The organism is Paraburkholderia sp. BL6669N2, assembly GCF_003387275.1.
In the GTDB taxonomy this organism is placed as follows: domain Bacteria; phylum Pseudomonadota; class Gammaproteobacteria; order Burkholderiales; family Burkholderiaceae; genus Paraburkholderia.
Map to the genome: position 1 here is coordinate 2,014,385 of NZ_QUNA01000001.1, position 14,205 is coordinate 2,028,589.

General features: G+C 63.5%; 13 protein-coding genes. 3 read left to right on the top strand and 10 right to left on the bottom strand.

Annotated elements, in window-relative coordinates; genetic code table 11:
• Window positions 1–99: 99 nt before the first annotated feature.
• The 7 genes from B0G80_RS09235 to B0G80_RS09265 all read right to left on the bottom strand — a co-directional run bounded on the left by B0G80_RS09235 (window position 100) and on the right by B0G80_RS09265 (window position 6,029).
• Entirely contained in the window at window positions 100–1,389 is a 1,290-nt protein-coding gene (locus tag B0G80_RS09235) for an MSMEG_0569 family flavin-dependent oxidoreductase (RefSeq protein WP_116117785.1), read from the bottom strand.
• Between the two features lie 26 nt (window positions 1,390–1,415).
• The gene (locus B0G80_RS09240; protein ID WP_116117786.1) at window positions 1,416–1,700 is read right to left on the bottom strand and encodes an MSMEG_0570 family nitrogen starvation response protein; all 285 of its coding nucleotides are present in this window, start codon (window positions 1,698–1,700) and stop codon (window positions 1,416–1,418) included.
• 124 nt (window positions 1,701–1,824) lie between these two features.
• Window positions 1,825–2,808: a sll0787 family AIR synthase-like protein gene (locus B0G80_RS09245; RefSeq protein WP_116117787.1), complete on the bottom strand. Its 984-nt coding sequence runs from the start codon at window positions 2,806–2,808 to the stop codon at window positions 1,825–1,827.
• Window positions 2,805–3,416, bottom strand: a complete 612-nt coding sequence (locus B0G80_RS09250; protein ID WP_116117788.1) for an MSMEG_0567/Sll0786 family nitrogen starvation N-acetyltransferase — start codon at window positions 3,414–3,416, stop codon at window positions 2,805–2,807. Before B0G80_RS09250 ends, B0G80_RS09245 begins: the two co-directional genes overlap by 4 nt.
• A 2-nt stretch (window positions 3,417–3,418) precedes the next feature.
• Entirely contained in the window at window positions 3,419–4,489 is a 1,071-nt protein-coding gene (locus B0G80_RS09255) for an MSMEG_0568 family radical SAM protein (RefSeq protein ID WP_116119592.1), read from the bottom strand.
• A complete protein-coding gene (locus B0G80_RS09260; protein ID WP_116117789.1) occupies window positions 4,482–5,516 on the bottom strand; it encodes a Nit6803 family nitrilase in 1,035 nt (344 codons plus the stop codon). Before B0G80_RS09260 ends, B0G80_RS09255 begins: the two co-directional genes overlap by 8 nt.
• 30 nt (window positions 5,517–5,546) lie before the next feature.
• Window positions 5,547–6,029 carry an MSMEG_0572/Sll0783 family nitrogen starvation response protein gene (locus tag B0G80_RS09265; RefSeq protein ID WP_012433701.1) on the bottom strand — a complete coding sequence of 161 codons (483 nt, stop codon included), beginning with the start codon at window positions 6,027–6,029 and terminating at the stop codon, window positions 5,547–5,549.
• Window positions 6,030–6,380: 351 nt separating this feature from the next.
• Here B0G80_RS09265 and B0G80_RS09270 point away from each other — a divergent pair, with 351 nt between their 5' ends.
• The 3 genes from B0G80_RS09270 (at window position 6,381) to B0G80_RS09280 (ending at window position 11,467) form a co-directional block, all read left to right on the top strand.
• A complete protein-coding gene (locus B0G80_RS09270; RefSeq protein ID WP_116117790.1) occupies window positions 6,381–7,772 on the top strand; it encodes a PLP-dependent aminotransferase family protein in 1,392 nt (463 codons plus the stop codon).
• 292 nt (window positions 7,773–8,064) lie between these two features.
• Window positions 8,065–9,864 (top strand): methyl-accepting chemotaxis protein, encoded by a 1,800-nt coding sequence (locus tag B0G80_RS09275; protein WP_116117791.1) that lies wholly within the window; start codon window positions 8,065–8,067, stop codon window positions 9,862–9,864.
• A 22-nt stretch (window positions 9,865–9,886) separates the two neighbouring features.
• Entirely contained in the window at window positions 9,887–11,467 is a 1,581-nt protein-coding gene (locus B0G80_RS09280; RefSeq protein WP_116117792.1) for a methyl-accepting chemotaxis protein, read from the top strand.
• A 60-nt stretch (window positions 11,468–11,527) separates the two neighbouring features.
• Here the strand turns inward: B0G80_RS09280 and B0G80_RS09285 are convergent, their stop codons facing one another.
• The 3 genes from B0G80_RS09285 to B0G80_RS09295 form a co-directional block, all read right to left on the bottom strand.
• A complete protein-coding gene (locus B0G80_RS09285) occupies window positions 11,528–11,908 on the bottom strand; it encodes a DUF5594 family protein (RefSeq protein WP_116117793.1) in 381 nt (126 codons plus the stop codon).
• A gap of 132 nt (window positions 11,909–12,040) precedes the next feature.
• On the bottom strand, window positions 12,041–12,391 hold the full coding sequence (locus B0G80_RS09290; RefSeq protein ID WP_116117794.1) for a ribbon-helix-helix domain-containing protein: 351 nt from the start codon (window positions 12,389–12,391) through the stop codon (window positions 12,041–12,043).
• A gap of 146 nt (window positions 12,392–12,537) precedes the next feature.
• Window positions 12,538–14,124 carry a GMC family oxidoreductase gene (locus B0G80_RS09295; RefSeq protein ID WP_116117795.1) on the bottom strand — a complete coding sequence of 529 codons (1,587 nt, stop codon included), beginning with the start codon at window positions 14,122–14,124 and terminating at the stop codon, window positions 12,538–12,540.
• Between the last annotated feature and the right edge of the window lie 81 nt (window positions 14,125–14,205).

The following is a 14,205-nucleotide window of genomic DNA, read 5'->3' on the forward strand; positions in this document are numbered from 1 at the left end:
CCTTAGCCGAACGTATCGGTGAAATACAGCGGCCGCTGCGATGAAAACCGCAGCGGCCGTTTTTTCATGCACCATGCCTGGTCACTACATCGAGCAACGTCACGCGGCGACAGCGGACGATAACGACGCGCGCTCGCTTGCCTTCTCCCGAATCGCCTGCACGATGAACTCCGCATCGCGCGCGACGCCGGAGAATCGCCCCGAGCCCCACGTATGCAGCCACGGCAAGCCGACGAAATACAAGCCGTCGATCGGCGTAATGCCGCGCGTATGCGCCGGATAACCGCGACCGTTGAACACGGGTGCATCGAGCCAGCTGAAGTCCGGCGTAAAACCGATGCACCAGATGATCGCGGCAATGCCGCTTGCTTCCAGATCAAGGGTGGTGCGCTCCTGTGACGGACGCCAGACAGGTTCGTACACACCGCCCTTCGGCGCGTCGATACCCCGCTTCTCGATGAAGTTGTCGATGCTCACGTTGATCCGGTTATACGTATCGTCCGCCGCGTCGAGATTGGCCGCGAGCGTGGGCGAGAAATGAAACTGGCCGTCGCGCAGATCGTCGAGGCGGCCGTACAGCTCCATGCCTTCGGCGGCGAACTTGCGCAGATCGATATCGCGGCCACCGTCGCGGCCCGTCACGTAGTGATTGGTGTTGTCGCGCACGCCTTCGCGCAACGGATGTTTTTCCACCGGCATGTCGTAGTACTGCATGTCGGCCAGCCAATCCACCACGTCGCGGCCACGATAGAAGCGCGCGCAACGCGGCGCCTCGCCGACCGCCAGCACCACCTTGCGGCCGGCCAGATGCAAGTCTTCCGCGATCTGCGCGCCGGACTGCCCTGTGCCGACCACCATCACCGCGCCGTCAGGCAGCGCCTGCGGGTTGCGATACGCCGACGACTGCAGTTGCACGATTCGCGCGGGCAAGCGCTCTGCCAGGCGCGGCACGATCGGCGTGTGATAGCCGCCCGAGGCCACCACCACCTGATCCGCGCTGAAATCGCCCCGCGTCGTCGTGATCGCGTAGACGCCGTCGTCGCGCCGCTTGACGCGTTTGACCTCCGTGCGCTCCATCAACGGCGCATCGACATGTTCGATGAAACCGTCGAGGTAAGCTACGATCTCGTCCTTCTTCATGAAGCCGTGCGGATCGTCGCCGCGATACGGATAACCGGGCAGCGCGCATTGCCAGTTCGGCGTGACCAGACAGAAAGCGTCCCAGCGCTGCTCGCGCCACGTGTGCGTCACGGTGTTCTTTTCCACGACCAGATGGTCGATGCCGGCCTCTTTGAGGTAATAGCTGACCGACAGACCCGCCTGCCCGCCGCCGACGACGAGCACGCTGTAATGGCCTTCGGCACGCGCGTGATGTGCTGGATTCGACATGATGCGTCCTCTGAAAGAATAAGCGCCTAGCTGAATTCGATAACCTTGACGGTCGCGTCCGGCCGATCGCGAAAGCGCGCCGCGTCGCGCTCGATCTGCGCAAGCTGGTCCATTGCCGCCGAGCAGGCAAAGCCATATTTCTCGCGCACCCGCTCGGACGCGATGCCCAGCGCCTGCCGTGAGCGCGCGACGAAATCCTCCAGCGCGTACGCCTCGCCCGGGATGAAAAAATCGCCGATCACGTGCGAGGGCGAGTAACAGTTCGCTTCGTCGCCATCGGGCCATTGAATGCGAAAGTGCATGACGGGCATTGCTGATCCTCGAATCAATGAGTGGGCACGAACACGGTCGCGTCGTGCCCACGTGTCGTCAAAGGCGTCGGCAGTTCGAGCGTGTGCAGAACGCCGCCACGCGGGTTGACTGTGCACAGCGCGTTCATGTCACGTCACCCTTCCCGACAATGAAAGGCTCGCGCTGAAAATCCCACAGCGTTGCAGCGTCATCTCTGTGATGCACGACGACCTGACTCGCCGCATCGACGGATCCGATCACCGCACACGAGAGAGCGCGCGCATCGAATAGCGCCTGCACGGCATCGACATGCTCAGGTCGCACGGATAGCAGATAGCCGAAGCTCGGAAACGCGGTCACCCAGCGTTCCAGCGCCACGCCTTCGGGTTTGGGAATGCGAGCGAGGTCGATCCGCGCCCCTACTCGCGAGCATTCGAGCAACATCAACGCCGTGCCGAGCGTGCCTGCCATGCTGATATCTTTCGCGGCGTCGCACAGGCCGCTTTCCGCCAATTGCGGCAGCAGTTCGAGATCGCCGCGCAGACGCTCGGCCGGCGCACCCGCCGACGCATTCCAGAACGGATACGGTTCTTCAAAACGGCCACGCAGATCGACCGCCATCATCAGGCTGTCGCCTGGTTTGGCGTTGAAGCTCGATAGCAACGCCTTGGCGCGACCGATAATCGATACCGCCAGTTGCGCCGCGTCGCTGCGCGTATTCGTGTGGCCGCCGACAATCGGCACGCCGTACGCGACCGACGCCGCCACCATGCCCGCCAGCACCTCGTCGGCCGCACCGATGCCCGGACTCCACAGCGCGTCCACCACCGCCAGCGGCCGTCCGCCCATCGCATAGATATCGCTGACGTTGACCATCACGCCGCTGTAGCCGGCAAACCACGGCATGGCGCCGACAAAATCGCTGACCATGCCTTCGATCGCAAAGAGCAGATAGCCGTCGCCATCGGCGAGCGCGGCGCAGTCGTCGCCGAGCGCCACGGCTTGCGCGAGATCGTGCGTGCCGCGAGGCAAACGCTTCGCCAGCGCGCCGATCACGTCGACGATATCGGTCTTGTGACGGAACCCACGGCTTTCGCGCAAGCTCGCGACGAGATCGGCAACGCTCATGCCGCACTCCGCGCGGGCTCGACACGGCGCGAATACACTTGCGCTTGCGTACGCGTGACGAAACCGCCAAAGGGCGTGACGCACGGTGGATAGCGGTCCAATTGCGCCTGCATCAGATGGTGCGGCCTGCCGAGCAAGGTCTCCTCTGCAAGCACGTCCCAATGCATTGCGCGAAAGAGCGGCACATTCTGGCTCTGCACATGGGCCAAAAACGTCTCGCAGCCCAACGCATGCGCGCTGCTCACCGCGAGACGAATCAACGTCGCGCCGATCTTTCCATGCCGACGAAACGCCGCGTGCACGGCGAGGCGCGAACCGAACCACACGTTGTCGTGATCGCGGTGAATCCGCACGGTGCCGACCACCTGCTCCGGCATGCCGCCAAGACAACTGACGGCCACCAGTTGCTGCGCGTGCCGATCGATGTCGTCACGATCGTCCGCGACGAAAATGCCTTGCTCGATGCAGAACACCGCGCGCCGCAATTTGAATGCCTCTTCAGCTTCCCAATTCAACGTGGTCCACTTGATGCGGAATTCATTCGGCGCATACGGTGCGGAATCGATGTCACCGTCCAGCGTCTCGCCCGCAATCGCTTCACCGAACATGATCACTCCTCGTACGACGACAACGACGAACACGCGCCGCATTTCCCACAGCCCGCCTTGATATCGCTCGAACGCATGGCCGCGGCATTGAGCATGCCGCCCAGCGGCTGCAACACCGACTTCATGAATTCAGGCGTGGGCGCCGGATGATCTTCGAGCGGCGTGCCGCTAATCGGCACGAACGGCACGACGAACGGATAGACACCCAGCTCGATCAGTTCGCGCGACATCGCCAGAATCGCCGCCGCGCTATCGCCGAGCCCCGCGAGAATGTAGGTACTGACCTGGCCGCGCCCGAATACGGCCACGGCGGACTTGAACGCTTCCATGTAGCGCGACAGCGGCACGCTCGCCTTGCCCGGCATGATGCGTTCGCGCAAAGCGGGCGTCACCACTTCGAGATGCATGCCGAGCGTGTCGATGCCGCTCGCTTTCATGCGCGCGAACCAGCGGTCGTCGTCGGGTGGCTCGCATTGCGCCTGGATCGGCAGATCGACCGCGGCCTTGATCGCGAACGCGCTCTCGCACAAAATCTGCGCGCCGCGATCCGGCGTGGGCGGTGTGCCCGTGGTCAGCACCATATGCTTCACGCCGTCGAGCAACACCGCCGCGCGCGCCACTTCCGCGAGTTGCTCCGGTGTCTTGCGCGCAATCGTGCGGCCCGCCGCGAGCGACTGCCCGATCGCGCAGAACTTGCAACTCTTGCGCCGGCTCTCGTAGCGAATGCAGGTTTGCAAGACGGTGGTGGCGAGCACGTCCGCGCTATGCAATGCGGCGATATGCGAGTACGGCACGCCGTCGAGCGTCTGCATGCCGTAAAAACGCGGCGCTTTCGGAAAGCTGATGTTGGCGATTGGGATCGTGCCGCGCAACAGCGCGCTCGAACCGCTCGCATCCGGCGTCTGCGCGACGAAGGGCGAATGCCACGCGGTGCTCGTATGCACGGGCACCATGATCGTCACGCCATCCACCGTCACCGCCTTGTGATCCGACGGACCCGCGCCGCCGCGCCGGCTCGCTGCGCCCGCATCCGGCGACACGAGCCGCAAACCGGTCGACTGCAATTCAGTCATCAATTGCCGGCTCTGCGCCGACAGCGACTCGCTGGCGTTCATCGCATCCTCCTTCGGTTGAATTGAAATCCACGCTCGATGTGGCCGACCACGCCGGCATCGGCGCGACGGTTTCCGCGGGCCGCCGGTTGATCGCGAGGCTCAGCAATTCGGGCCGCGCGTAATGGCCGACCGAATCCATCATGCGTTTGCGCTTGGTGATCAAGGCCATGTCGAGATCGGCGATCACCATGCCTTCGCCCTCGCGCAGCGGTTCGGCGAGATGCTGTCCTTCCGGCGAGACGATCGCGGTATTGCAGCCACCGCGCAGCGCCTTTTGCAAATTCGTGTCCGGCGTCACTGACGCGATCTGCGCTTCGGTAAGCCATCCCGTTGCATTGACGACGAAGCAGCCCGACTCCAGCGCGTGATGCCGGATCGTCACCTCAATCTGCTCGGCGAAAATCGGCCCCACGAGCGAACCGGGAAACTGGCTGCAATGAATCTCTTCGTGCTGCGTCATCAACGCATAACGCGCGAGCGGGTTGTAATGCTCCCAACAGGCCAGCGCGCCGACACGCCCCACCGCCGTATTCGCCACCGTCAAACCCGCGGCGTCGCCCTGCCCCCAGATCATCCGTTCATGAAACGTCGGGGTGATCTTGCGGCGCTTGAGGACGATCCGGCCATCCACGTCGAAGATCAACTGCGTGTTGTAGAGGCTGCCGTGATCGCGTTCGTTGACGCCGAGCACCACCACCATCCGGTGCAAACGCGCCTGCTCGGCCACCGCCTGTGTCACCGGGCCCGGCACGATCACGGCCTCTTCGTAGAGTTTCATGTGATCGGCGCCGGACACGACCGGCGGCCGCACGAAAGAAAAGTACGGGTAATACGGCACGAAAGTTTCGGGGAACACGATCAGCTGCACGCCCTCGCGTGCGGCTTTCCCGATGGCCTCGCAAACCTTCTCGAGCGTGCCGCCGCTGCGCTCGAAGTCGGGTGCGATCTGAACCGCTGCGGCGCGCACGATACGTTTGTCGGACATGGTGGTCACTTGCCTCTCGTCAAACTGCCGTCAGACCGTCCATGTGTGGATGACCAACGCATTGTCCTTGCGGTGAAGCAACTGGATGTCGAGCACGTCGAGCGGGCTGATCGGCCGGATGCCTTCGATCAGCGAAGCTTCGCCATGGCCATACAGTGCTTGCAGCGCGAAGCGGCATGCGTAGACCTTGCCGCCCTCTTCCATGAACTTCGTCAGTTGTTTGTTGAAGTTCAGATGGCCGGGAAACGCTTCGTCGCCGAGCGTCGGAAAGCCGCGTTGCAAGCCGAGCGTCACGCCCGGCCCATACAGCAGCACCGATGTTTCAAAGCCCTTACGTTGCAGGCGCGTGGCCTGCAGCATATTGACGAAACCGATCGAACCTTCGAACGCGACCGTATGAAACGTGACGAGCGCCTTCTCGCCCGGCTCGGCTTTCACGTCTTCGAAGACTTTCTCCTCGTAGTCGACAAGGTAATCGCCTTTCTGATGCAGCGGTTTGTTGACGGCTGGCATGACACTCTCCGATCAGGTTTGCTAAGTAAAAGAGGACGCGCGTTCAAGCTGTGCGCGCTTCTTCCAATGCAACGGCCGTGCCATTGATCGGGCACGCGAATGCGATCAATCAGCAATCAATTCCGTCTCGATTCGAAGTGCGACTCAAAAAAATTTTGGCGCGAAGGTTGCATATAGCCGAGGCATGTCGTGCAAACGCTGTCGGCAACGCATTACCGCACCAGCCATGTGCGATTCACGCATACCGACGTGTCGGCGTGGTGCAGTCATTCACCACAGTCGATCAATCCGATCATTGATCGCATGCGGATGCGATCAAGTTCTCTCAACGTGAATAGAGACCCGAAACCAATGAGCAGCCCGACACATCACTGGATCAAACGTCTCGCCGACATTCGCAAACCCGCCTATCTGGCGATTCCGGATCTGATCGAAGAAGATCTCGCCACTGGGCGGCTGCGTCCACGCGACCGCTTACCGGGGCTGCGCGATCTCGCTCTGGAACTCGCGCTGAACTACACGACGGTGGCGCGCGCTTACGCCGAAGCGCGCAAACGTGGCCTGCTCGATTCGCGCGCGGGCAGCGGCACGTTCGTGCGCGGCCGTACAGCCACGTTGCCGCTCGCGGGCGGCAGCAGCATCGAGATGTCGATGAACACGCCGCCCGAGCCGCCCGACTTCGCGATACGCCTGCGCGAATCCGCCGCGCGGCAAATGGCCGATAGCGATCCCTATCAATTGCTGCGCTATCAGGACTTCGGCGGATCGGCCGCCGACAAGGACGCGGGCGCCGAATGGTTGAGACGCCGCGTGCCGCATTGCGACGCGCAAAACGTGCTGGTGTGCCCGGGCATCCATAGCGCGCTGGTGGCGCTCGTCTCGCAGTTGGCGCGGCCGGGCGGCACCATTTGCCTCGATGCACTCGCCTACCCCGGCATCAAGGCAATCGCCGCGCAACTCGGTGTGCGTCTGCAAGCGTTGCCGCGCGATGACGAAGGGCCGCTCGCGCACGCCTTCGAGGCGCTCTGCAAGACCGACAAGCCCAGCGCGTTCTATTGCAATCCGACGCTGCAGAATCCGAGCACGCTCACGCTCACGCACAAACGGCGCGAGGCGCTCGCCGACGTCGCGCTGCGCTACAGCGTGCCGATCATAGAAGACGATGCCTACGCGATGCTGCCGCAGAACGCGCCCGACGCGCTCGCGAGTCTCGCGCCCGAACTGACCTATTACGTCACCGGTTTGTCGAAGAGCTTCGGCGCCGGTTTGCGCGTCGCGCATCTGCATGCGCCGACGCCGCGGCAAACGCAGCGGCTAGCCGGCGCACTGCGCGCCACCACCGTGATGGCGAGCCCGTTCACGGTCATGCTCGCGACGCAGTGGATCGTGGACGGCACCGCGGCTGACATGCTCAACGCGATCCGCAACGAGTCGCGCGCCCGCCAGGCCATTGCTTCGCGCATGCTCGAAGCGTGGCCTTTCGAAGCGCATCAAGATGGCTTTCATTTGTGGTTGCCGGTGCCGGTGGAAAGCGGCTGGAGCGCATCTGAACTCGCGTTGCAGTTGCGCAATCAGGGCATCGCCGCCGTGGCGGGCGCCGCGTTTTCGACGGATGGCAATCCGCCCAACGCCATGCGCGTCTGCCTCGGCGGATCGAAAACGCGCGATGAATGCGAAGAGGCGCTGCGCATCGTTGCGGAGACACTCGATCATCCGCATCATCTGCACTCTCCGGTGATGTGAAGCGATCCTTGGGCGATGCTGATCAGCGTTATTGTCATACGAATACAGCGCGTCGCTAGCGATCGATAAGCGCGCAACGACGCGCTGTTTCCGTGCGCATTGAAAAAGCCAACGCGCAAGAAAAATTTCGCGCGAACTCGACACGCCGCCCCGCACCGCTCACCCGCCGTTGGTGAGCAATTGAAAGCATTCCCCGCTCAAGTCCCACTAATTGGAGCCGTATACACCGTGTGAGGCCCCCGCCTCACCGACTCCGACTCCGGTTCACCGCTCACTCCGAAAGACTCCCGACATGTTCACCTCCATTCGCGCGCGCATCGTCGCCCTGTGCGTCGCTATCGTTGTGGTCGCGCTCGCCGCCAACGCGGTTCTCAACTATGTCGTCGCCAACTCGTATAACGCCGATGCCATCGACAGCAGTCTGACCGCGGTCGAAAGCGGTCACGCGGACGGCATCGGCGACTGGGTCGCCACCAACAGCCAGATGATCAACTCGCTGCAGGACGCGGTGCTGCAAGCGGATCCGTCCGCCGCGCTGAAGCAGATCGCTGCGGCCGGCAAGTTCACCAACGTGTACGTCGGCTATGCGGACAAGACGGCGAAGTTCTCCGATCCGACCGGCATTCCGCCCGACTACGATCCGACCGGCCGTCCCTGGTACAGGCAGGCCGCGGAAGCGGGCAAGCCGGTGGTCACGCCGCCTTACGTGGACGTGGGCACGGGCAAGCTGGTGGTGGCGTTCGCCGCGCCGGTGGTGCGCGACGGCGCGGTGAAAGGCGTGGTGTCAGGCGACGTCGCGATGGACAGCGTGATCGCCAACGTCAAAGCGATTCATCCGACGCCGGCGAGCTTCGGCATGTTGATCGATGCGAGCGGCCATATCGTCGCGCATCCCGATGCGAAACTGACTTTGAAGCCGGTCTCCGATGTGGCGCCAGGCCTGACCGGCGACAAGCTCGCTGCCCTCTTCAGCGCCGGGCGTCCGCTCGAAATGGACGTGAACGGCAGCACGAAGCTGCTGCGCGCGCAAGCGATTCCCGGCACCGACTGGTACGCGGTCGTCGCGCTCGACAAAGCCGAAGCGACCGCCGGCATGCGTTCGCTGCTGACCGCTTCGGTGATCGCGTTGATCGTGATCGCGGGCATCGCCGCCGCGGTCGTGGCGGCGGTCACTGCCGTGTCGTTCCAGCGTCTGTCGAAAGTGCGCGACGCGATGGATGCCATCGGCTCCGGTGAGGGCGACCTCACGCAACGCCTGCCCGCCGTCGGCAACGACGAAGTCGCGCAGATCGCGCGTTCGTTCAACACCTTCATCGACAAACTCAGCCACGTGATGCGTCAGATTCGCGACGCCAGCGAATCGGTGCGTGTGGCCGCGAATGAAATCGCCGCGGGCAACGTCGATCTGTCGGGCCGCACGGAGTCCGCCGCGGCGAGTTTGCAGCAAACCGCCGCGTCGATGGAAGAAATCACCTCGACCGTCACGCAGTCGGCAAGCGCGGCGAAGCAGGCCGACGATACCGCCGTGTCCGCCTCGCAGGTCGCCTCGCGCGGCGGTGTCGTGATCTCCGAAGTGATTGCGACGATGGGCGAGATCCAGCATGCGTCGGTCAAGATCTCCGACATCATCGGCGTGATCGACGGCATTGCGTTTCAGACCAACATCCTCGCGTTGAACGCCGCGGTGGAAGCCGCGCGTGCGGGCGAACAGGGCCGCGGTTTCGCGGTCGTGGCCGGCGAAGTGCGCAGCCTCGCGCAACGCAGCGCGCAGGCCGCGAAGGAAATCAAGGCGCTGATCGAATCGACCGTGGCGAGCGTGACGTCCGGTTCGGGCCAGGTGCGCCAGGCCGGCGAGACGATGACGGAGATCGTCAGCAACGTCGCCAACGTGACGACCATCATTTCCGAAATCACCCAGGCCGCCAACGAGCAGACGCGTGGCATTCAGGAAGTGAACCGCGCGGTCAGCCAGCTCGACGAGATGGTTCAACAGAACGCCGCGCTGGTCGAGCAATCCACGGCGGCGGCCGCCGCACTGCAAAACCAGGCCGTCAGCCTGGCAGGCGCGGTGACGCAATTCAAACTCGATTAAACGCCTTACCTGGGACATTGCAGTGACGTTCTATAGAAATCTGAAGATCGCCGTTAAATTGGCCTTGCTCGGCGCGGTGTTGCTGGCCGCGACGATGATCGTGGGCCTGGAAGGCTGGCATGCGCTGGCGAAAACGCATGCGCTGCAAATCGAGTCGGCGCAATCGCTCGCTCACTATGCGCGAGCCGCCGACACGGCGCGCGTCGCGCAGGTCGAGTTCAAGAAGCAGGTGCAGGAATGGAAGGACCTGTTGTTGCGCGGCGCCGATCCGGCCGCGTTCGCCAAATACCGTGATGCCTTCAGCAAGGAAAGCGGCACGACGCACGCCGCCCTGCTGCGTCTGAAGGATCAGTTGGATGCATTGGGCGCAAACGTGGACGGCGTCGACAAGGCGCTCGCCACGCACGCTTCGTTGCAGGACACTTACCTCGATGCGCTCAAGCATTACGACGCCGCCGATCCGAACACCGCGCACGTGGTCGACGCGCTCGTGAAGGGCATCGACCGCGCGCCGACCGCCGCGATCGACGACATCGTCGCCTCCGTCATGCAACAGGCGCAGGATTCCAGCGTGCGCACGAGCGAAGCGGCGGAACGCGCCTACACGATCGCCACGGTGCTGTTGCTGTCGGTCGTGATCGGCTCGCTCGGCGTCGGCGCATTTGCGGTGTGGTTTCTCAGCCGCAGCATCACACTGCCGGTCAGGCAGGCCGTGGGCGTCGCGCAAGCGGTGGCGGCAGGCGATCTGCGCGCGGACGTGGCGGTGGTGAGCCGCGATGAAACCGGCCAGTTGCTCATCGCGCTCAACGACATGAACCAGCGTTTGCGGCAGATCGTCAGCGAGATTCGCGAAGGCGCGACGACGATTTCGTCGGCCACGCAGGAGATCGCCGCAGGCAACCTCGACCTGTCCGCACGCACTGAACAGCAAGCGGCCTCGCTCGAAGAAACCGCCGCGTCGATGCAGCATTTCACCGACTCGGTTCAGCGCAACGCCGCCAATGCGCGCGAGGCCACCACGCTCGCGCAAACCGCGGCGCAGGCTGCACGCGATGGCGGCGCCGTGATGAGCGACGCGGTGCGCACGATGGGCCAGATCGAAGCGGCGTCCAGGCGCATTGTCGATATCATCGCGGTGGTGGAAGCCATCGCGGCGCAGACCAATATCCTCGCGCTCAACGCCGCGGTGGAAGCGGCCCGTGCCGGCACGCAAGGGCGCGGCTTCGCGGTGGTCGCAAGCGAAGTGCGCAGTCTCGCGCAACGTTCCGCCGATGCCGCGCAGGAGATCAAGACGCTGATTCGCGAGTCGGTCGCCACGATCGACGCCGGCACGCAGTTGATCAATCACGCGAGCAATACGATGGACGGTGTGGTGGCGAGCGCGGGCAGCGTGACGCGCATCGTCGAATCCATCGCGACGGCAAGCGTCGATCAGGCAGCGGGTATCGCGGAAGTGAACGATGCCGTCACGCAGATGGATCAGGTGACGCAAAGCAACGCGGCGCTCGTCGAGCAGGCGGCTGCCGCGGCCGATGCGGTGCAAAGCAAGGCATCGGGGCTCGTGCAAAGCGTGAGTTTCTTCCGGCTGGGAGCCGCGGCTTAAGGCTTGGCGCCGTGTGGCGCCCGCTGTTATGCAAGCGTGAAGCGGCGCGCAATGCGCCGCTTACGATTCGAAATCGAGTCCGCCGATCAACACCAGAGGATCGGCCTGTGTATGCGAGAGAAAATCCAGTTCGCGCGCATGATTCCAGGCCGCGAGCTTGCGCGGCAGCGCGGCCAGATAGCCGGCAAAACGCGAGGGCCCGTCCGCGCCCATCAGTCGCTCGATTTCGTCGCTGTCCCAGGTCAGATACAGATTCAGCGGATAGGTGTAGTGCCCCACGTCTTCGATGGGCGCTGCGTGAATCCGCACGCGAGTGGGATGCCCATGGCCGCCATACGGCAGCACTTTGGTCTGCACGGTTGTCGCGAAACAGGCGGCAATCGCCTCGGCAATGCGAGGCGCAAACTCTTCATCGAAACGGGCGGCACTCTCCGGACTCATCCAGGTCTCCAGCTTTATGCGTGATGAGCCGGCTATCCTAGCACGCGGACGAGCGCGCGCCGGTTGCGTCACGGCATGTCTGCCTCGTGGTCACGCGCAACCGCGGCGGTAGCTGCGCGTCGGCATCCCGCATCAAACCGTCTTCAGAATTCGCGGCTTCGCTTCGTTCACCGCTGCTGCCAGTTCGGCCACCGCATCGGGCGCACTGTCACCCTTTTCCGTGCGCATCGACAGATAGCGCAAACAGCACACCCGCAAAAACGAGGCGAAGTTGGTCGGCATCTCGCCGCGCAGCGCGATCAGTTCGTCGTAGAGCTTCACGGCGAACTGGCTGGTCGTCATGCTCTCGCGCGCCGCGATTTCGTGCAGCACGTCCCAGAACAGATTCTCCAGCCGAACCGTGGTGATCACGCCGTGAATGCGCAACGAGCGCGTGCGCGACTCATACAGGATCGGATCGGCGTTGGTGTATATCCCACACATAACGTTTGCTCCTTTTTTCCGGGCGCGCGCGCCGTGGCGTTTCATGCAGCCACGGCACGCCGCCCGCCTTCGTCAACATACGCCGGCATTCGCCGCCCGACAATCGCATCGAACCCGAACGCCGCCCCTGCCCCCGTCCAGCCGCGTTACACCGCGCGTTTATTCATCTGCCCCGCGATGTGATCCGCCTGACGGATCGCCAGTGTGACGATCGTCAAGGTCGGATTTTCCGCCGCGCCGGTGGTGAACTGGCTGCCATCCGAAATGAACAGGTTCGACACTTCATGCGTCTGGCCGAAGCGGTTGCACACGCCGTCTTCGGCTCGCGCACTCATGCGGGCGGTGCCGAGGTTGTGCGTGGACGGATACGGTGGCACGCGATACACCGTCTTCGCGCCTGCCGCTTCGTACACCGCCGTACCCTGCCTGAACGCGTGCTCACGCATCGCTTCGTCGTTCGGATGATCGTCGAAATGCACGTTGGCGACCGGCTGGCCGTATTGATCCTTCACGTCCGTGTTCAAGGTCACGCGATTGCTCTCGCGCGGCATATCCTCACCGACGATCCACATGCCCGCCGTGTATGCGTATTGATCCATCGCCTGGCTGAAGTTCGGCCCCCATGCGCCCGGATCGAGAAAAGCCGCGTAAAACGGCAGGCCGAGCGACACGGTCTCCATGTGATATCCGCCCGCGAAGCCGCGTTGCGGATTGAACACCGCTTCGTCCTCGATGATGCCGGCCATCGTCGTGCCCTTGAACATCTCCACCTTGTCGTTGAACACCGCATACACCGAGCCCGTGGTGTGACGCATATAGTTGCGACCCACCTGGCCCGAGCCGTTCGCGAGCCCCTGCGGGAATTTGCTCGAATGCGAGTTCAGCAACAGCCGCGGCGTCTCGATCGAGTTGCCGGCCACCGCGACGACGCGCGCCTTCTGCCGCTGCAATTTGCCGTTGCCGTCGTAGTAGACCACCTCCTTCGCCTTGCCGCGCGCATCCGTTTCAATGCGCACCACGTGGGCCTGCGTGCGCAACTCCATATGGCCGGTTGCCTGAGCGCGCGGCAATTCGGTGTAGAGCGTCGACCACTTGGCGCCCGTGCGGCAACCCTGAAAGCAGAAGCCGCGCTGGAAGCAATGCGCGCGGTCGTCGCGCACCACGCTATTGATCGCCATGTGGCCGGTATTGCATTCCTTGTAGCCGACTTTCATCGCGCCGGCCGACATTACCTTGAAGTTGTTGTTGCCCGGCAGGCCCGGCAGACCGTTGGTGCGCGTCACGCCCATTTTCTGCGACGCGCGGTCGTAATATGGATCGAGCTCTTCACGCGTGAGCGGCCAGTCGAGCAGATTGGCGTCCTTGATATCGCCGTAGGTCGTCTTCGCCTTGAACTCGTACGGCTGGATGCGCAGACTCGCGCCGGCCCAGTGCGTGGTCGTGCCGCCCACCGTCTTGCAGATCCACGCGGGCAGATTCGGAAAGTCCTTGGCGATGCGCCAGCTGCCCGACGTGGTGCGCTTGTCGAGCCACGACAGCATCTGGAACGCGCCCCATTCGTCCGTCGTGAAATCGGCCTGCGTATGCAGCTTGCCCGCTTCCAGCACGACGACGTTGATGCCCTTCTGCGCGAGTTCGTTGGCGAGCGTGCCGCCGCCCGCACCGGAGCCGATGATCACGACGACCTTGTCGTCGTTGTGCGAAAAACGCACCTTGTTGTTGTCTTGATCCATGTCTTACCTCCTGTCGATCAGAGTTGGCGCTTTAGCGCTTACTCTGATCCCATGCAAAGCGGTCGACGGGAGTTAGCGCTT